This window comes from Actinomyces timonensis (assembly GCF_040702965.1).
GTDB lineage: Bacteria > Actinomycetota > Actinomycetes > Actinomycetales > Actinomycetaceae > Actinomyces > Actinomyces timonensis_A.
The window spans coordinates 2422045-2439719 of the sequence record NZ_CP159989.1 but is presented as its reverse complement, the minus strand read 5'-3'; the positions used below and the strand labels follow the sequence as shown (position 1 = coordinate 2439719).

16 protein-coding genes, 1 tRNA gene and 1 riboswitch are annotated in these 17675 nt (G+C 73.7%); of the genes, 10 read left to right on the top strand and 7 right to left on the bottom strand.

The features are described from left to right. Positions 1–13 precede the first annotated feature (13 nt). Positions 14–646, top strand: a complete 633-nt coding sequence (locus ABXS69_RS10525) for a hypothetical protein (protein WP_366180595.1) — start codon at positions 14–16, stop codon at positions 644–646. Next, positions 532–1494, top strand: coding sequence for an amidohydrolase (locus ABXS69_RS10520; protein ID WP_366181593.1), 963 nt, complete (start codon positions 532–534; stop codon positions 1492–1494). The genes ABXS69_RS10525 and ABXS69_RS10520 overlap by 115 nt, the downstream gene beginning before the upstream one ends. Before the next feature lie 218 nt (positions 1495–1712). On the opposite strand, the gene ABXS69_RS10515 is transcribed toward ABXS69_RS10520, so the two are convergent. After that, a complete protein-coding gene (locus tag ABXS69_RS10515; protein WP_366180594.1) occupies positions 1713–3464 on the bottom strand; it encodes a DUF885 domain-containing protein in 1752 nt (583 codons plus the stop codon). Between the two features lie 38 nt (positions 3465–3502). Here ABXS69_RS10515 and ABXS69_RS10510 point away from each other — a divergent pair, with 38 nt between their 5' ends. Next, a complete protein-coding gene (locus ABXS69_RS10510; RefSeq protein ID WP_366180593.1) occupies positions 3503–4165 on the top strand; it encodes a low molecular weight protein-tyrosine-phosphatase in 663 nt (220 codons plus the stop codon). Between the two features lie 114 nt (positions 4166–4279). Here ABXS69_RS10510 and ABXS69_RS10505 read toward each other — a convergent pair whose 3' ends face one another. Next, positions 4280–5293 carry an alpha/beta hydrolase gene (locus ABXS69_RS10505; RefSeq protein WP_366180592.1) on the bottom strand — a complete coding sequence of 338 codons (1014 nt, stop codon included), beginning with the start codon at positions 5291–5293 and terminating at the stop codon, positions 4280–4282. 114 nt (positions 5294–5407) lie between these two features. Then, positions 5408–5498: riboswitch (SAM riboswitch) on the top strand. Positions 5499–5502: 4 nt separating this feature from the next. On the opposite strand from ABXS69_RS10505, the gene ABXS69_RS10500 reads away from it, so the two are divergent. From ABXS69_RS10500 to ABXS69_RS10490, 3 genes are all read left to right on the top strand, one after another. Then, positions 5503–6576, top strand: coding sequence for a methionine ABC transporter ATP-binding protein (locus ABXS69_RS10500; protein WP_366180591.1), 1074 nt, complete (start codon positions 5503–5505; stop codon positions 6574–6576). Beyond that, positions 6573–7304 (top strand): methionine ABC transporter permease, encoded by a 732-nt coding sequence (locus ABXS69_RS10495; protein WP_366180590.1) that lies wholly within the window; start codon positions 6573–6575, stop codon positions 7302–7304. Before ABXS69_RS10500 ends, ABXS69_RS10495 begins: the two co-directional genes overlap by 4 nt. A 104-nt stretch (positions 7305–7408) precedes the next feature. Beyond that, entirely contained in the window at positions 7409–8269 is an 861-nt protein-coding gene (locus ABXS69_RS10490) for a MetQ/NlpA family ABC transporter substrate-binding protein (protein ID WP_366180589.1), read from the top strand. A 184-nt stretch (positions 8270–8453) separates the two neighbouring features. Here ABXS69_RS10490 and ABXS69_RS10485 read toward each other — a convergent pair whose 3' ends face one another. The 3 genes from ABXS69_RS10485 to upp form a co-directional block, all read right to left on the bottom strand. Next, positions 8454–9077: a hypothetical protein gene (locus ABXS69_RS10485; RefSeq protein WP_366180588.1), complete on the bottom strand. Its 624-nt coding sequence runs from the start codon at positions 9075–9077 to the stop codon at positions 8454–8456. 34 nt (positions 9078–9111) lie between these two features. Further along, positions 9112–9750 (bottom strand): hypothetical protein, encoded by a 639-nt coding sequence (locus ABXS69_RS10480; protein WP_366180587.1) that lies wholly within the window; start codon positions 9748–9750, stop codon positions 9112–9114. A gap of 348 nt (positions 9751–10098) precedes the next feature. Next, positions 10099–10737 (bottom strand): uracil phosphoribosyltransferase, encoded by a 639-nt coding sequence (gene upp / locus ABXS69_RS10475; protein WP_366180586.1) that lies wholly within the window; start codon positions 10735–10737, stop codon positions 10099–10101. Between the two features lie 249 nt (positions 10738–10986). Here upp and ABXS69_RS10470 point away from each other — a divergent pair, with 249 nt between their 5' ends. From ABXS69_RS10470 to ABXS69_RS10460, 3 genes are all read left to right on the top strand, one after another. After that, entirely contained in the window at positions 10987–11418 is a 432-nt protein-coding gene (locus tag ABXS69_RS10470; protein WP_366181592.1) for a nucleoside deaminase, read from the top strand. Between the two features lie 156 nt (positions 11419–11574). Then, a complete protein-coding gene (locus ABXS69_RS10465; protein ID WP_366180585.1) occupies positions 11575–12159 on the top strand; it encodes a DapH/DapD/GlmU-related protein in 585 nt (194 codons plus the stop codon). A gap of 151 nt (positions 12160–12310) precedes the next feature. After that, positions 12311–12399 (top strand) — tRNA-Ser (locus tag ABXS69_RS10460). A gap of 152 nt (positions 12400–12551) precedes the next feature. Here the strand turns inward: ABXS69_RS10460 and ABXS69_RS10455 are convergent. Further along, positions 12552–13493 carry a fructosamine kinase family protein gene (locus ABXS69_RS10455; protein ID WP_366180584.1) on the bottom strand — a complete coding sequence of 314 codons (942 nt, stop codon included), beginning with the start codon at positions 13491–13493 and terminating at the stop codon, positions 12552–12554. A 126-nt stretch (positions 13494–13619) separates the two neighbouring features. Beyond that, positions 13620–16622, bottom strand: coding sequence for an ATP-dependent helicase C-terminal domain-containing protein (locus ABXS69_RS10450; protein WP_366180583.1), 3003 nt, complete (start codon positions 16620–16622; stop codon positions 13620–13622). Positions 16623–16789: 167 nt separating this feature from the next. Here ABXS69_RS10450 and ABXS69_RS10445 point away from each other — a divergent pair, with 167 nt between their 5' ends. Then, entirely contained in the window at positions 16790–17641 is an 852-nt protein-coding gene (locus ABXS69_RS10445) for a purine-nucleoside phosphorylase (protein ID WP_366180582.1), read from the top strand. Positions 17642–17675: the final 34 nt, after the last annotated feature.

The window sequence follows — 17675 nt, the reverse complement described above, 5'->3', positions numbered from 1 at the left end:
GCATGATGGGGCTATGAGCGCTGATCGACCACCCGCTGACCCCACTGACCGCCCCTCTCACCGCCGTCGAACCGCCCGCGCCGGCCTGCCCGACCTCTCCCAGCCCACCCGGCCCTGCGCCGCCATCCAGGGACTCATGGCCGCCGAGACTGAGGCGCGGCGCCTCGCGGCAGGCCCCGCCCCGGCCCTCGCCGACGGCGTGGGCGCCCCCGCCGTGCTGCGCTCCGCCCTGGCCGATATCGTCGAGCGCCTCGCCCCCGAGATCCTCTCCCTGTCCCACGACCTGCACGCCCATCCCGAGGTCGGCTACCAGGAGCACCATGCGATGGCCGCCGTCGCCGGCCTCCTGCGCGTCCACGGAATCGAGCCCGACCTGGGGGTCTTCGGCATGGAGACCGCCCTCCGCGCGAGCATCGGGCCCGTAGCGCCCGTCGGCGTCGCCGACGGCGTGGCCGACGCCGCAGGAGGCGCGCCGCGTCCTCCCGTCCCGGTACCATCGCGATCCTCGCCGAGTACGACGCGCTGCCGGGCATCGGCCACGCCTGCGGTCACAACGTCATGTGCGCCAACTCCGTGGGGGCCTTCCTCGCCCTGGCCGCCCTCGAGGCCGAGCGCCCCGGGAGCCTGCCGGGCGCCGTCGTCCTGACCACCACCCCCGCCGAGGAGTGCTCCACCGCCAAGGAGGCCCTTGCCCAGGCCGGCATGCTCGACGGCATCGACGCCGCCATCCAGACCCACTCCTACGCCGCCGATGTCACCCACCAGACCTGGCTCGGGCAGCGGCGCCTGCGCGTCACCTACCGCGGCATCCCCGCGCACGCCTCCTCCCAGCCCTTCATGGGCCGCAACGCCCTCGACGCCGCCACTCTCGCGCTGACCGGCATCGGGCTGCTGCGCCAGCAGATCCTGCCCATGGACCGCATCCACGCCGTCGTCGCCCATGGCGGCGACGTCGCCAACATCATCCCCGAGCGCGCCCAGCTCAACGCCTTCATCCGGTCCAAGGATCTGACCACCCTGCGCGACCTCGTGGCCCGGGTGGAGGACGTCTTCCGCGGCGCCGCCCTCATGACAGGCACCGGAGTTGAGATCGCCACGGACCCCCACCCCAATGAGATGCCCGTGCGGGACAACGCCGCCCTCCTGGCCTCCTGGGTGCGCGCTCAGCGCGAGCGCGGGCGCGAGCCCCTGCCCGCCGGTGTTCTGCCCGAGACCATCGCTGCGGGCACGGATTTCGGCAACGTCTCGCAGCGCGTGCCCGGCATCCACCCGCTCATCAAGGTCACCACCGGCGGCGATGTCGCCCTCCACACCCCCGCGATGGCCGCGGCGGCGGGCTCGGCCACCGGTGACGCCGCCTGCCTGGACGGCGCCTACGGGCTCGCCGCCGTGGCCCTCGATTGGCTCCACGACGCCGAGGTGCGAGAGGCCGCCCGGACGGACTTCGAGGACACCGGCGGGGCTGTCGACGTCGCCTCCTTCTGGGACGAGTGAGGGGCGCGTCGGGAGCGGTCGGCACGCTCGCGAGGTGGCTCGCCAGATGAATCGTTGGAATGGCGTGGGTCGTGCTCTCATTGCCGAGTCTCGTACGTGCATTCGACTTCAGAATGCACGTACGAGGTTTTCCGTGAAGCTCACTTCGACGTGATTCCAACGAGAAGTCGATGAACCAGTCCGCCTGAGCGTGTCGACCCCCGGACTCTCGGCTGGCCTCAGGCGACCAGCGCCTCGCGCATGACGTCCAGGCCCACGCTGCCCAGGCGCAGTGCCCTGGCGTGGAAGGCCTTGAGGGAGTCATCGGCCCCTGCCGCGCGCGCCGCCGCCAGCGAGGCGTCCCGCGCCTCCTCCCACAGGCGCTGCCCGACGGCGTAGGACGGCGCCTGCCCCGGCCAGCCCAGGTAACGGTCCAGCTCGAAGCGCAGGAAGGATTCGCCCATCGCGGCATTGGCCCGCAGGAAGGCCCATGCTGAGCCCGCGTCCCAGCGCCCCTCGCCCACACCCGGCAGGGCGGCGAGCTCGGCGGGCCGCTCCTTGCGCAGGTGGACGCCGATGTCCAGCACGACGCGCGCCGCCCGCAGCCGTTGGGAATCCAGCATCCCCATGCGGTCGGCCGGGTCCTCCTGGAAGCCGAGGTCGGCCATGAGACGTTCGGCGTACAGGGCCCAGCCCTCGCCGTGCCCGCTCACCCAGCAGCCGTGGCGCCGCCAGGAATTGAGCTCATCGCGCAGAAGGGTCTGCGTGCCGATCTGGAGGTGGTGGCCCGGCACCCCCTCGTGGAACACCGTGGTGCGCTCCTGCCAGGTCGCGAAGTCCTCCGTCCCGGCCGGAACGGACCACCACATGCGGCCCGGGCGGGAGAAGTCGTCGCTCGGCGCGGTGTAGTAGATGCCGCCGGTGGACGACGGCGCGATCCGGCACTCCAGGGCGCGCAGGGGAGCGGGGATGTCGAACTGGGCGCCGTCGAGCGCCGCGATCGCCGCGTCCGAGGTCTCCTGCATCCAGGCCCGCAGCGCCGCCGTGCCGCGCACCTGCCGCGAGGCGTCGGCGCCCAATCGCTCCAGGGCCTCGGCCACGGTGGTGCCCGGCCCGTAGATTGAGGCCGCGATGGCCCGCTGCTCGGCGTCGATGGCCGCCAGGCGCTCCCGGCCCCACTCGTAGGTCTCGTCCAAGTCGATGCGCGCGCCCAGGAATTCCCGGCTGAATCTCTCGTAGCGCTCGCGGTCCACGGCGTCGTCGCCGGTGGCGAGCGGAGCGATATCGGCGGCAAGCCAGCGGGCCGCCTCGGCGTAGGCGGCGCGGGCCTCGAGCGCGGCCGTCCGCAGGTCCGCGGTGAGGGCGGCGGGCAGGGAGCCGCCGTCGGCGAGGCGCGCCCCCTCGATCAGCGCCGTGAAGGACGACGACGCCTCCCCGGCCTGGTCCTGGGCCTGCTTGATGCAGGCGCGCACCTGCCGAGCAGCGGGTGTGAGCCCGCGCTCGACCGCGACCCGCAGCGACTCGCGGTGCCCGGCGAGCGCCCCTGGCACCGCCCGCAGGGCGGAGGCGAAGTCCTCCCAGTCGCCCGTGGTGGCCATGGGGTGGTTGTCGAAGGTGTCGCGGATCGTCTGGATCGGGGAGGCGATGTTGTTCAGTGCCCGCAGGTCCTCGCCGGCCTCATGCAGCTCGTCCTCGATGCCGAAGCGCTCGCGCATGGCCGCGATCGTCACACGGTCGACGTCGTCGACGGGGGCGGCGGTATCGAGCGCGGACAGGGTCTGAGCGCGCAGATCGGCCAGGGCCGAGAAACCGGCGAGGGAGTAGTCGTCCAGGGCGCCCGCCCGGCCGGGCAGGCCGGAGTAGAGGGCGAACTCGGGGGACAGCGCCGCCAGGCGCTCCGCATAGCGCTCGGCGACGGCGTCGACCGCGGTGGGCGTGCGAGGGGACGTGGGGCGCGCGGGGGTCCCGTGGGACGCGCGGGGATCAGTCATGGGGGAGAGCCTAGAGGCGGACCTGGCACGATCGGGTCATGATCTTGAATCCTACCGGCTCCGTCACCGGCGAGCCCCGCGTCCTGCCCGCCCCGCGCGACCCCGACGGTCCCTACCGGGTCATGATGGTGTGCACGGGCAACATCTGCCGCTCCGCGATGGCGGAGATGGTCCTCCTCGATCGGCTCGGCGCGGCGGGCCTGGTCGGGCGCGTGGAGGTGGCCTCCTCCGGGGTCTCCAGCGAGGAGCGCGGCAACCCGATGGACTCGAGGGCCAGGAGTCTCCTGCTCAGCGACGGCTACGGGGACGGCGGGGGCGCGGTGGCGGCGCGCATCGCCTCGCACCGGGCCCACCGCATCACGGATGCCGAAATCGCGGGATCCGATCTCATCCTGGCGATGACCGCCTCGCATGAGCGCGAGCTGATGCGCCGCGCGCAGCGGGCGGGCGTCATCAGCGACGAGCCGGAGGGGGCCCGGGGCGCGGGGCGGCGCATCCTCATGTTCCGCGAGTTCGACCCTGAGAGCGCGGCGGATCTGGCGGCGATCGCGGAAGGGCTGGTCTCCCGGTCGCGGCTCGACGCGCCCGACCCCTGGTACGGCGGGATGGAGGACTTCGAGGACACCCTGGCGACGATCGAGCGCGTCGTCGACGAGCTCGCCCCCGCCCTGTCCGCCCTCATGCGAGACCGGTTGAAATAACGATCGAGACCGGTCGGTTCCCCACAGGCCCTCCCCGCCCCGCGCGAGCGGAGGAGGGCCTGTGGGCGGAGAACCGGTCTCGTCGTTGTTTTCGACCGGTCTCGCGAGGATGGATCAGCGAGCGGGGCGGGGGAGGCGGGCGCTCAGCCAGCCGGTGAGGGTCGCCAGGTACTCGCCGCGGGCGGGCTCGGGGGAGAGCGCCAGGTCGTGAACCCCGCCGGGGATCTGCCGCACGGTGACATCCTCGCCGAGGAACGGCGCGCGCTCCACCATCTGCGCGACGTCGAGCACCGCGTCCGCCCTCAGCACCGCCTCGCGACCGGCGCCGGGAGCCGCCGACGCGGTCGAGCAGCACAGGAGCACCGGCGCCTCGATCCCCAGGCCATGGCGCACCCGCCGCTGCAGGCGGCGCACGCTCGTGAGGAAGCCCGCTCGCGCCGGCCAACCGGGCGAGGGCTTGAGCGCGAGGTCCCAGTCCCACTCCCCGCCCCATTTGGCGTGCAGGGAGCGGGCGTAGGGGTCGGCCTCGAAGGCGTCCTCGTCATCCGCCTCCGGCGCCGCCGGGTTCGTGATGACCCGCCCCGGCATCCACCGTGACATGAGGTCCACCGCGGCGGTGCCGTAGGAGCGCATGAAGCCCGAGGCGTTGAGATCCAGCCACGGAGAGTTCAGCGTGACGGCCGCGAGCCGTCCCGGGTGGTCCGTCGCCCACAGCACCGCGGACAGCCCGCCCGTGGAGTGAGCGTTGAGGATGACGTCGCCGTGCCCCTTCTCCTCGCGCAGGATCCGCACCGCCTCGGTGATCTCCTCGTCGTAGACGAGCAGGTCCGTGGTGTCGTGCGGGGAGGAGCCCTCGGGCAGATCGGCGCCCGCCCGCCCGCAGCCGCGCATCTCCAGGGCGTAGAACTCGTAGCCCGCCGCATCGAGCGCCGCCGACAGGTGCGTCTGGAAGAAGTAGTCGGTCCGGCCGGGGATGTACAGAACCGCCCGCGCGTGCCGGGCGGCACCGGCATCGCGTTGGTGGACGAGGATCGCGTGATCCGCCCCGGGCGCGGCCTCGGAAGGGGAGACGGGGATGTGGCGCGCCACCCAGGGCTCGCCCAGGAGGTCCGGGATGATCGTGCTCATGAAGGCATCGTAGATCCGGGCGGCCCGTCCCGTTCCGCGCCGCCGTTTCGTGACCTTGGTCCCGGAATCGGTGTCTGGCTTGCGCGCCCGTGACTCGGCTTTATACCGTTCTCCCGACCATCCAGAGCAGTTGAGAGACCTGGCTCGACGACGCTGCAGCAACCCCCTGGGAGGGTGAGGGTGCTTCCGCCAGGACCGATGGAGGACTCATGAGCGATCCAAACCCGGGTACCGAGCCGGTCAAGGCCGACGCCGTCGGCGCGCTCGCCGATGCCGAATCGGCGGACGGCTCGATGATCTCCCTGCGCGACGTCGTCAAGGTCTACACCCTGCGCGACGGCACGCGTGTCCGCGCCCTCGACGGCCTCACCCTCAACGTGCCCGCGGGCTCGATCCATGGGATCGTGGGGACCTCCGGCGCTGGCAAGTCCACGCTCATCCGCTGCCTGACCGCCCTCGAGCCCGTCACGAGCGGCGAGGTGCGCGTCGCCGGCCAGGACATGACCGCCCTGCGGCCCCGCGAGCTGCGGGAGGCCCGCCGCAGGATCGGCATGGTCTTCCAGCACGCCAACCTGCTCGACTCGCGCACGACCGCGCAGAACATCGCTTACCCGCTCGCCCTGGGCGGCGTCGCCAAGGGGGAGCGCCACGAGACGGTCGCCCAGATGCTCGACCTCGTGGGCCTCGCCGACCGCGGCGCCTCCTACCCCAGCCAGCTCTCCGGCGGGCAGAAGCAGCGCGTCGGCATCGCCCGGGCGCTCGCCGACCAGCCCGCCGTGCTCCTGTGCGACGAGCCCACCAGCGCCCTCGATCCCGAGACCACCCGCTCGATCCTCGACCTCATCAAGGACGTGCGTGACCGCCTCGGCGTCACCGTCGTCATCATCACCCACGAGATGAGCGTCGTCCGCCAGGTCTGCGACTCCGTGAGCCTCCTGGAGGCGGGCCGGATCGTGGAGTCCGGGCCGATCGAGGAGGTCGCCTCCGACGTCGACTCGCGCCTGTCGCACGAGCTCGTGCCCGTCCCGGCGGTCCCCGAGGGCTCGCTGGCCGAGGGCGACGCCGTCATCGATGTCGCGCTCACCGCCCACCCGGGCCAGCCCGCCGCCGCGCACCTGCTCGCCATCGCCTCCGAGCACGGGGCGGATGTGGCCGGGGGGGTCTTCGAGACCCTGGGGCGGGCCCAGGTCGGCCGCCTCGCCCTGACCGTCCCCGCCGAGAGGGCCCCCGGCGTCGTCGACGCCCTGGCCGCCGTCGGCGCCACCGCGGAGGTGCGCTCATGATCGCCCTGAATGCCGCTGCCCACCTGGAGCCCCTCGTCGTCCTGCCCGCGGGCGCGCGGGACAAGAGATGGCTGGACAACCCCGCCATCACGGACAAGCTCTGGCCCGCCACCATGGAGACCTTCGAGATGACGCTCATCTCCGGGGCGATCGCGGTGATGCTCGGCCTCCTGCTGGGCCTGGCCCTGGTGACCACGGGAAAGCGCGGCCAGCACGCCAACCGCTTCGTCTACGAGATCCTCTCCCAGGTCGTCAACATCGGCCGCTCGCTGCCCTTCATCATCCTCATGGTGGCGATCCTGCCGCTCACCCGCATGATCGTCGGCTCCTCGCTCGGCTGGCAGGCGGCCTGCGTTCCACTGACCGTGGGGGCCATCCCCTTCTACGCGCGCCTGGTGGAGACCGCCGTCAACAACGTGGAGGCCGGGAAGGTCGAGGCCGCCCTCATGATGGGCGCCTCCGGCAACCAGATCACCTGGGGCGTGCTCGTGCGCGAGGCCCTGCCCACCCTCATCCAGTCGGCGACGGTCACGCTCATCACGCTGCTGGGCTACTCGGCGATGGCCGGGGCAGTCGGTGGCGGTGGGCTGGGCGACCTGGCCGTCCAGTACGGGTTCCAGCGCAATCAGACCGACGTCATGATCGTGACCGTCGTCCTCATCGTCCTCATCGTCGGCGTCATCCAGCTCGTGGGCGACATGCTCAGCCGGCTGGTGGACCACCGCTGAGGCCCCCGCCAGTCGGCACTGAGCGCATTGGCGGCGGCGCGCGCCGCCGGAACACGATCGAACCCGCCCCAGCACCACAGCCCCGCCACCGAAAGGAAACCCCCATGACCACGCTCCTGCCCTCCGCGATCTCCCGGCGCGCCTTCGCCACCGGCGCCCTGGCCACCGCCGTCGCCGCCACCCTGGCCGCCTGCGGCACCGACTCCGAGGGCCAGCCCAAGGGCCTGAAGAAGGACGGCGACACCGTCGTCATCTCCATCGGGGCCACCCCCCAGCCCCACGTCACGATGCTCACGCACATCAAGGAGAACCTCCTGTCCGGCACCGGCATCGACCTGGACGTCAAGGAGATCAACGACTACACGACGCCGAACATCAGCCTCAAAGACGGCTCCATCGCCGCCAACTTCTTCCAGACGCCCAACTACCTCAGGCAGCAGATCGAGGAGCACGGCTACGACTTCGTGGCCATCGCGGACGTTCACGTGGAGCCCATGGGCATCTACTCCAAGAAGGCCACCACGCTCGAGGAGATCCCCGAGGGCGGGCAGATCGTCCTCAACAACGACCCGGCCAACACCGCCCGCGGCCTCAAGCTGCTCGAGGCCGCGAAGCTCATCACCCTCGACCCCGCCGCCAAGCTGCCCACGGACTCCGATGTGACCGGCAACCCGCACAGCTTCACCTTCACGACGGTCGACGGCGCCCAGGTCGCCAACACGATGCAGGACGCCGCCGCCGTGGTCCTCAATGGGAACTACGCCCTCGACGCCGGGCTCAAGCCCGCCGTCGACGCCCTGAGGCTCGAGTCCGTCGACGCCGCCCCGGCGAACCAGCTCGTGGTTCGCTCGGAGGACAAGGACAACGCGGCCCTCAAGAAGCTCGCCGAGATCATGAACTCCGCGGACTTCAAGTCCTACATCGAGAGCACCTGGGCTGACGGCTCCGTTCTCCCGGCCTTCTGATCACCTCCCAGGTCCTCGGCCTCACCGGGGCCCGTGGCTCTCCGGCCCTGGCCCCCACTGACTGGTCCGGCCGCGCGCTCGCGCGGTCGGACCAGTCAGTTCGCCGCGGAGGCGGGCAGGGGCTATCGGGCCGCGGGGCCGCGCCGGGCGGTGGGCCGTCGCGCCGGCGGGATGCCGGCCCCGCTCAGCGCGCGGCGCGGTAGCCGATGAGAGCGCCGGTGGAGGAGTCCCAGCTCACCAGCGCGGTGGGGGAGGTGAGGGTCAGCTCGGAGGTGTCCGCGGAGCCCTCCAGGGCGATGCGCTCACCGGTGCTGGCATCGACCATGACGCGGAAGGCGTCGATCCTCGTGCGCGTCACGTCGGCATCGGCCAGCAGGACGACGGCGCCGGACTCCGAGGATCGCGCGTCGCTCAGGCAGGAGGCCGCCGAGCCCGCCGCGCCGTCGATCGTGGGTGGGGCGAAGGCGCGGCGGCCCGTCATGGTGACCTCGGTGACGCAGTAGCGCGCCGTCGTCGCCGTGCCTAGGGCGCTGGGGTCCGAAGGGTCGGTCATCTCCGCCTTGGCCTGGGCAAGAGTGGGAAGGCGGCGGGGCGGGTAGATGCTGAAGGAGGGGTCCGAGGGGCGCGTTCCCCGCCCGTAGGACTCCAGGTAGGCGCCGGACAGGTCGAAGTTCGTGTAGCGCTCGCCGCTGGCCCTCGGCGTCGAGTGCGCGACGACCCAGCCGTCCACGGCGGGCCTGGGGTAGCCGGAGGCGGTGGCCCCGTCCGGGAGGGCGAGGGGCGTGAGTGCGCCGGAGTCGATGTCCACGACCCCAGTGCCGAGGGAGATGTAGCGGCGCTCCTCATGGATGACGACGCTGCGCGGCTCCCTGGTGGCGGAGTGCCCGCGTGAATCGGTGTCGGCGCCCGGAACGGTCGTGGACCAGAGCTTCTCCCAGGTCGATGGACCAGGCGCGGCACTGGCCGGAGGCGTCGCAGGAGACGGCGATGTCGTCGGCCACGGAGGCGCTCTGGCCACTGCCCCAGGGCGCGGGGGTGGTGGCGCCTGTGGCGAGGTCGTAGAGGGTGGCGCCGTGGACGAGCCACCGATCCGCCCATTGCTGGACGGTCGGCGTGCTGTTGGGCGCGGGAGCCTGGTCGCTCCGGTCGAGGGTGGCGGCCCACGCCCGGGTGGGGGAGCCACCACCCTCACTGATCTTGTAGGCGGTCAGGTTGACGCGGCTGTCGATGGTGTAGACGTGGTCGGCGGAGGCGACGACTTCGGCGCCGACGTTGACGGTGGTCGACCAGGTCCTCACCGCGCCCGCTCGCCATTGATCGGAGGGGTTGGGGACGACGGGGTGGTACTGGTGCTCGGCGTCGCCCAGCGCGGGGATGGTGGGGGAGGCGACGTCGATCTGGGAGGCGTCCGGCGCGGAAGCGAGGCGCCAGCCGGTGCCGACGCCGGTGGCGGCCAGGAGGAGGGCGGAGAGCACGCTCACGGCGGTCCTTCGCCGACGCCGGCCCTGACCGTCACCGCTGCCCATGGCCCGAGCATACTGAGGGGAGTGGCTGGGTGCGACCGGCCTGCGTCACGCTCGCGCGCTCACCGCCCCCAGTAAACCCAGAACGCGACAGTCCCACTCCGCCGTGATTCTCCGGCCACGCGCCGCGCCACCATCATCCAGCCTCCAGGCCATCGCCCACCCGCGACAGGGCGAGCGCCCCGCCACCGGCCAGACTGCGACAAGAAGGTCACGGTCAAGCGCGTTGGATCAGGGACTGAGCCGCACGTCTTCAGCGACTGGCTCGCCAAGCCCGATCTGCCGCGTGGCCCCGAACCCGCCGGCTCAGTCCACGATGCCGTAGAGGCGGTCCCCGGCGTCGCCCAGGCCCGGCACGATGTAGCCCAGCTCGTTGAGGTGGTCATCCACCGCGGCCGTCACCACCGTGACATTCGCGCGGTCCCCGATGGCCTCCTCCAGGTACGTCAGGCCCTCCGGCGCTGCCAGCAGGCACAGGGCCGTCACATCCCGCGCGCCCCGGTCCAGCAGGTAGTTCGTGGCGTCCGTGAGCGTGTGGCCGGTGGCGAGCATCGGGTCGACGATGAAGCACTGGCGCCCCGAGAGGTCATCCGGCAGGCGGTTGGCGTAGGTGTCCACCTCCAGGGTCCGCTCATCACGCTTCATCCCCAGGAACCCCACCTCGGCCGTGGGCAGGAGGCGCGTCATTCCCTCCAGCATTCCCAGGCCCGCCCGAAGGATCGGCACGACGATCGGCCGCGGCGCCGCGATCCGACGGCACTGCGCCACCGCCACCGGCGTGGCGATCTCCACCGGTTCGGTGCGCACATGGCGCGTCGCCTCATAGGCGAGCAGGGTGACGAGCTCGTCCACGAGCTGGCGGAACACCGCGGAATTCGTCGTCCGGTCCCGCAGGACCGCCAGCTTGTGATCGATGAGGGGGTGGTCGACGTCGATGAGATGCATGGGATCAGCCTACGGCGCCCGGGGCGCTGGCGTGGGCGCTGCGGGCCCCGGCTCGACGCCCCGCAGCGAGGAGGGCCAGGACGATCGCGTTGCGGGTGGCGCGGGCGCTCGCGGCGGCGATCTCGCGCCGGTGGGTCCTGCGGCCTGTGGGAGGCTTGGGGCGTGACCGATCGATCCTCGCCCGCGCCCCGTGGCCGCTCCTCGGGCGCCCGGCGCCCGGCGCTCCTGGAGGAGCGCTACGGCGCCGCGATGGACCGCGCGCTCGCCCTCGCGGAGGGGGCCGCGCGGGCCGGGGAGGTGCCCGTGGGCGCCGTCGTCCTCGATGCCGACGGCGAGGTCCTCGCTGAGGCGGCCAACGCGCGCCAGGCCGAGTGCGACCCGACCGCCCACGCCGAGATCCGGGCCCTGCGCGCAGCCGGGAGGGCTCTGGGCGATTCCCACCTGGACGGCTGCTCGCTGGTGGTGACGTTGGAGCCCTGCACCATGTGCGCCGGCGCGATCCAGTTGGCGAGGCTCGCCCGCGTGGTGCTGGCCGCCTGGGAGCCGCGCACCGGGGCCTGCGGCTCGATCCGCGACGTGCTGCGCGACCCCCGGGCGAACCACCGGGTGGAGGTGGTTGCCGGGCTGCGTGCCGAGGTCTCAGCCGCCCTCCTCCAGGACTTCTTCACCCCCCGCCGCTGACCCTCCCCTCCCCTCCCCTCCCCTCCCTTCCCTCGTCGAGACCGGTCGAAAACAGCATCGAAACCGGGCCGTTCTCCACAGGCGGGCGTGTAGAGTCAGCGTGCGCGCCCCGGTGGGCAACAGCGGGGTGGTTGGTCGGCGACTAAGGAGAGCGCGATGAGCGGGGAGATGACCCTCCAGGCCTTCCTGGACCACGTCAACGCCGGCAGGCCCGTGCGCCCTGGAACTCCCGAGGGCGTCTTCCAGGGCGCCTTCGCCGTCGAGACCCAGCGCCTCACGGCCGAGCTCAACTCCGTTTTCCACGATCCCGGCGGGATCCGCGATCTGCTGTCCCGGATCGCCCACCGCCCGGTGCCCGAAACACTGCGGCTCTTCCCGCCCTTCACCACTGACTTCGGCGCCAATACCCACTTCGGCGACGACGTGTTCATCAACTCCGGGTGCCGCTTCCAGGATCAGGGCGGCATTTGGATCGGCGATCGCTGCTTCATCGGGCACGACGTCGTCATGGCGACCCTCGATCACGGCCTCGCCGTCGTCGACCGCGCCACCACCTACCCCGCCCCCATCCGGCTCGGAGACGATGTCTGGGTCGGCGCCAAGGCCGTCATCACCAAGGGCGTGACCGTGGGGGACGGGTCGGTCATCGCCGCGGGCGCCGTCGTCACGCGGGATGTGCCCGCGGGCGCGGTCGTCGGCGGAGTCCCCGCCGTGGTGCTGCGCGAGATCCCGGCTTCCTGAGGCCGCCCGCCGCCTACCGTGACCGGTCTCGCTCCTAACAACGACCGGTCTCGCTCCTATTTTCGACCGGTCTCGGCGAGGGGGCGTGAGGGAGGTCGCAGGGGCGGCCGGTTGGGCGGGAGGCGCACGGGCGTGTACCCTCGACGCCTGAGGTAGCGTGTCCGAGCGGCCGAAGGTGCAGATCTCGAAAGTCTGTGTGGTTCATAGCCACCCTGGGTTCGAATCCCAGCGCTACCGCCAGTGAGTGAGGGCCCCGATCCGCGTGATCGGGGCCCTCACTCGTGGCCCGCCGAGCGCTTCGCGCTGGTCGGGCTCCTGGGGCTCGTTGGTATTGGGGGCTCCGCCGACAGGCGCGGTCCGCGCCAGTCGGCGTGGAGGGCCGCGCCAGCGGCTCACATGTACTGGCGCGCCTGGTTGACCGTCTCCATCCCGTAGCCGCCGCCGAAGAGGAACACGTGGATCATGAGCATGTGCAGGCGGTGCAGTCCCACCCGCTCACGCCACCCGTCGGCCAGTGGTGAGACCTCGTTGTAGGCCCCGATGATCCGCGTGAGATGCGACTGCCCGAACATCCCCAGCGCCGCCAGATCCGTCTCCGCGTGCGCGCCCTGCGCCATCGGGTCGATGAGGACGCCGACGTCGCCCGGCAGGCCGCCGCCCGAACCCGAGCCGGCCGCTGCCGCTCGAGCCGCGCCCCCGGTCAGCCGTGGCCCGAGCCCCGTGCCCGGCGGCGCCCAGTCGGCCTCCCCGACCGGCACCCACAGCACGTTGCCGCACCACAGGTCCCCGTGCGTGCGGGACACCGCGCGCGCCTGCCCCCGTGCCGTCGCTCCCGCCTCGACGAGCGCCGGCTGCGGGGAGTCGAAGACGCCGTCGGCTAGCCGCGAGCAGACCCTCTCCAGCACCCGCGCGCCCTTCTCGCTCAGTGCCCCGGAGTCCCGGCAGTCGGCGATGTAGGCGCCAATGCGGTCCTCGGCGTAGAAGGCTCCCCACGGTCGGCTGATGACCGCCGGATCGGAGGAATCATGGGGGCGCAGCTGGATGCGCGAGCGCCCCATCTGCCCGATTCCGTCCCATCCCGGGGGAGACGCCCCGAAGAACGGGGCGCCTGCCGCGTGGGTGACCGCCAAGGCGCGGCCGAAGGCCTCCGCGGCCTCCGCCGTGGTGCCCCCGTGGCTGAGCCGCGGCTCCTCGATCCACCCCTCGCCCTGCGTCACCGGGACGACGTGCGCGCCGCCGTCGGGCATCGCCTCGGCGAGCCAGCTCAGTCCCTGCGCCTCCACCGCCGTGGAGACCGGGCCCTCATCAACCTTGCGGAACACGCTCGCGCTCATGGGACCAGCCTGGCATGCCCGGGCGCCGACGCGCAGAAGATCGGCGCTAGGCGGGCACTGGCCGCTCAAGCCCCGGTGCCGCGCCCCGCGGGCCGCGGCGGAGCCGCGAGCGAGGGCGCGCCGTCCTCAGGCCCGGGGGCGGCGCCGCCCCGTCCCTCGCGTCGCCGGGGCGGACCACGGGTCCTCCGGCCAGGCGTGCTTCGGGTAGCGCCCGCGCAGCTCGGCGCGCACCTGGGGATACCCCTGGGCCCAGAAGGAGGCGAGGTCGTCCGTCACCGCGACGGGCCTGCGCGCTGGGGAGAGCAGGTGGATGAGCACCGGGACCCGCCTGCCCGCCACGCGCGGCGTGCTCGCCCAGCCGAAGCACTCCTGCACCCGCACCGCCAGCACTGGGCGGGGCAGTGGCTCGCCGTCGTCGCCCGTATAGGACAGGCGGGCATGCGAGCCGGACGGCACCTCCAAGCGCTCCGGGGTGAGCTCATCGAGCTGCGCCGCCTCGGGCCACGGTAGGAGTGCCCGCAGCGCGGACAGAGTGTCCAGCCTCCCCAGATCGAAGCGCCTGCCGCCCGCCACGAGCGTCCGGACGGCCGGCACCAGCCACATCTCGGCGGCACCCACCAGTGATTCGTCGTCCATCGCGGGCCAGGGCTCACCGATCTCGGCGCGTAGCAGCGCCAGGCGGCCGCGCAGCTCGCGCGCCTCGTCGCTCCAGGGCAGGATCCCCAGCCCTTCCTCTCGTACCGCCCGGGCGACGGCGCTTGCGGCCTCGTCCGGGCTCGGCGGCGGGCCGGGAGTGGTGGTCAGGACGATCGCGCCGAGGCGGCGGGCGCGCTCAGCGCGCAGGCGGCCCTCGGCCCACACGGTCCGGACCTCCTCGCTGAGCCGATCCGCGGCGACGGCGAGGGCCACCTCCTCGTCAAGAGGGGCCGCCGCGCGGATGAGGGCATCGCCGCGGCCCGGGGAGCGGTCGACATCGGCCACCGCCAGCCAGCGCGAGGAGACGAGTGGGGAATCCGCGGGCAGGCGCAGGCCCGTGCCGCCCACGCTCGCGTAGGTGACCTCCGCCCGCCCGGGGCTGGGGGCGACGGGGCGCGAAGAGCCGCCAGGCGCGGCCCGACCGCCCGCGCCCGCTGGACCCGGTGAGCCCGCCGAGTCGCGGCGACGCGCGATCCACTCGGGGTGGGCCAGCGCCGCTACCAGCGCCACCGAGTCCTCGGCGCCGCCCACCCCGCCCAGCCTGCTGAGCCTGTCAGGGCTGCCGAGAGCCTGGGCGCTGTCGGTCTTCGGGGCGCTCGGGGCGCCGCGGGAGGCCGGGGCTCGCAGCGCCTCCTGGGCGCCCGCCGCCGCGCCCGAGCCCCTCGTGGCCCCCGCGTCGGCGAGCGCGCTCGTGACCGATCGCTCAAGGCGTGCGGCCTCCTGGCCCCACCGCCCGGCGTCCCGCGTGCCCGTCCGGCGCTCGCGGACCGACCTCGCCAGCGCCGTCAGATCCGCCCCCGGCGCCCGCAGGTCGGAGGTGAGGAGAGCCGCGGCGCGAGCGGCTGGCCGCGCCCCGATCACGCCCGCCGCCACGAGAAGAGCCCGAGCCTCCCGCACCGGCGCCGGGATCGCCGCGACAGCCCGGCCCAGCGGGGTGATCGCGCCCGTGCCCAGTGCCCGGCCTTCGTCGCCACCGCGGCCATCCCCCTCGTCGCCGTCCCACCGACTGGGCTCAAGCAGCCCGAGCGAGACCAGTGCCTCCTCCGCGGCCCGCATCGCCGCCTCCGGCGGTGGATCGACCCATGCCGGCGAGTGCAGTCCCACCCCGCCGGGGGCGCCCCAGGCCGCCAGCTCCAGGGCGAGCCTGGTGAGGTCGGCGGACAGGATCTCCGGGGTGGGGGAGGCCGCCGCGCGCGCCCAGTCCGATGGCGCGCAGCACCGGTAGACCGCGCCCGGCCCCTCGCGGCCGGCGCGCCCCGCCCGCTGAGCCCCCGCTGACCGCGACTCGCCCACCGTGGCCAGCCAGCTCATCGAGCGGGCGACGTCGAGCCGCGGCTCGCGCGCGAGCGTCGAGTCGACGACGATCCGGACCCCCGGCACGGTCAGCGAGGATTCGGCGACATTCGTCGACACGATCACTCGACGCCGCCCCGGCGGGCTCGGCGCCAGCGCCGCGTCCTGCGCCGCCGCGGGAAGCCTCCCGTGCAACGGCAGCGCATCTGCTCCTCCCGCGCTGCCCCCGGCAGCCGGCAGGATCTGGCGCAGGCGGGTGACGACGTCGTCGACCTCCCGAGCGCCGGGAAGGAAGACGAGGGCATCGCCGTCGTGCTCCGTCAGCGCCCGCGCCGTGGTGGCGGCGACATGCGCGAGGAAGTCGCTCGGCACCCCGCGCGGGCCCAGCCGCGCCGTGGTCGTCGGCGGGGGCGCCCAGTGCTCGGCGATGGGGTGGAGCGCGCCGGGCACATCGAGCAGCGGGGCGAGCGCTCCGGCCTCACCCGCTCCGCCGCTGGCGCCCCCGTTGCCCGCGCCCCCAGTCACCCCTCCGAGCAGCTCGCGCAGACGACCCGCGTCCAGCGTTGCCGACATCGCGATGAGAGCGAGGTCCTCGCGCAGCCCCGCGCGCGTGTCGAGCAGCAGCGCGAGGAGGAGATCGGCGTCGAGCGCCCGCTCATGGACCTCGTCGAGGATGACGGCTCCCACGCCCGGCAGGTCCGGCTCGGCCTGGAGGCGGCGCAGGAGGAGACCCGCCGTGACGACCTCGATGCGGGTGGCCGGCCCGGCGCGGCGCTCGCCGCGCACCGCGTAGCCGACGGTTCCCCCGGGCTCCTCGCCCAGCAGGTCGGCCAGGCGCCGCGCGGCGGCCCTTGCGGCCACTCGGCGCGGCTGGGTGACGATGACGCGCCCGACGGCACCGCCCTCCTCGGCGCCGCAGAGCGCCCGCGCCACGAGCGGCGGCACGAGCGTGGTCTTGCCCGTCCCGGGAGGGGCTGTGACGACGACGGCCGACGCCCCGCCGTCGGGAGCGGGGGAGGCCAGCACGGAGCGCAGCCGCGACAACCCGGCCACGACGGGGAGGGCGGGTGGCGAGGCCAGGAGCGCCTCGAGGGCGGCCTGCCCGGGCGCGCCCGGACTCGTGCGGTCGGCCGGTGTCATGGGGGCATTCTCCCCCAGGGCGTCCCGCGGGCCTGGCCGCCTCTCGCCGCTCCGCGCTTGACGCCGCGCCGCCCGGCGGCGCGGCAGCGATGGGTCTCATAGGGCCCTGACAGCATGAACGGGTAGGCTGCCCCCGGAGCATTCGGAGACGACTGGAGGGAGACCCCGTGGCAACGTCCCCGGCCGCCGGAACATGGGACGAGGACCCCGCAGGCGCCTCCATCGTTCTCGCGACGGGCCGCGCCCGCCACGACCTGCTCGTTATCGCCGAGCCCGCGCTCCTGACCGACCTCGACGACGCCTGGGGGCGCCCGTCCTCCCGCGTCCGCCTCTCCTTCCTCCCCGGTGTCTCCGCGCCTGGCTCCTCGGGCCAGGAGGACTCCCTCATGTCCTACGACCGCGGGGGTCTCGGCGTGCTCGTCGCCCGCGGCCGCACCTGCCTGTTCGAGGGCCGCGCCGCCCGCCGCACCACCGCCTTCGCCCGCATCGCCGCGGGCGCCGGCGTTCGCGCCGCCCTCCTCGTGGGCCGCGCCTCCTCACTGGGGTCCCCGCAGCTCGGGGACCTCCTTGCCATGAGTGACCACCTCAGCCTCTCCGGAGCCCCTCTCTTCCCCGCCACGGGCCCCGTCGAGGCCACCTGGGACGAGCCCCTCACGGAGGTCGTCGCCGGTGTCGACGGCGTCAGCGGCAGCGCCGTCGCCGCGCTCGTCCCCGGGCCGGTGCGTCCCGGCCGGGCCGAGGCCGCGGTCCTCGGGGGGCTCGGCGCCGATGTCGTCGTCATGGACACGGTCGCAGAGGCCATGGCCCTGGCGGTGCGGGGGGTCAAGGTGGCGGGCCTGCTCTACGTCGATTCGATCGCGGGCGCGCCCTCGCGCCCGGGCTCGGGCCGTCGTAGCGCCGCCCGGGCGGCAGGCCGCCGCGCCGCCGTCACCCCGCCGGTCGGGATGCCCGTGGCTCACAGGCCCGCTCCCGTTGTCATCTGCGACGTCATCGAGGCTGCCCTGGCCACTCTGGGCTGACCCGCGGGCTCAGCGGATGGGGCGCCCCCGGCCG

Bases quoted from the DNA above. Each gene is read 5' to 3' on its own strand.
- ABXS69_RS10525 (WP_366180595.1), top strand. From the start codon at position 14: ATGAGCGCTGATCGACCACCCGCTGACCCCACTGACCGCCCCTCTCAC.
- ABXS69_RS10500 (WP_366180591.1), top strand. From the start codon at position 5,503: ATGAGCGATCCAAACCCGGGTACCGAGCCGGTCAAGGCCGACGCCGTC.
- ABXS69_RS10455 (WP_366180584.1), bottom strand. From the start codon at position 13,493: ATGAGCGCGAGCGTGTTCCGCAAGGTTGATGAGGGCCCGGTCTCCACG.
- ABXS69_RS10465 (WP_366180585.1), top strand. From the start codon at position 11,575: ATGAGCGGGGAGATGACCCTCCAGGCCTTCCTGGACCACGTCAACGCC.
- ABXS69_RS10510 (WP_366180593.1), top strand. From the start codon at position 3,503: ATGATCTTGAATCCTACCGGCTCCGTCACCGGCGAGCCCCGCGTCCTG.
- ABXS69_RS10450 (WP_366180583.1), bottom strand. From the start codon at position 16,622: ATGACACCGGCCGACCGCACGAGTCCGGGCGCGCCCGGGCAGGCCGCC.
- ABXS69_RS10490 (WP_366180589.1), top strand. From the start codon at position 7,409: ATGACCACGCTCCTGCCCTCCGCGATCTCCCGGCGCGCCTTCGCCACC.
- ABXS69_RS10495 (WP_366180590.1), top strand. From the start codon at position 6,573: ATGATCGCCCTGAATGCCGCTGCCCACCTGGAGCCCCTCGTCGTCCTG.
- ABXS69_RS10515 (WP_366180594.1), bottom strand. From the start codon at position 3,464: ATGACTGATCCCCGCGCGTCCCACGGGACCCCCGCGCGCCCCACGTCC.
- ABXS69_RS10470 (WP_366181592.1), top strand. From the start codon at position 10,987: ATGGACCGCGCGCTCGCCCTCGCGGAGGGGGCCGCGCGGGCCGGGGAG.
- upp (WP_366180586.1), bottom strand. From the start codon at position 10,737: ATGCATCTCATCGACGTCGACCACCCCCTCATCGATCACAAGCTGGCG.
- ABXS69_RS10505 (WP_366180592.1), bottom strand. From the start codon at position 5,293: ATGAGCACGATCATCCCGGACCTCCTGGGCGAGCCCTGGGTGGCGCGC.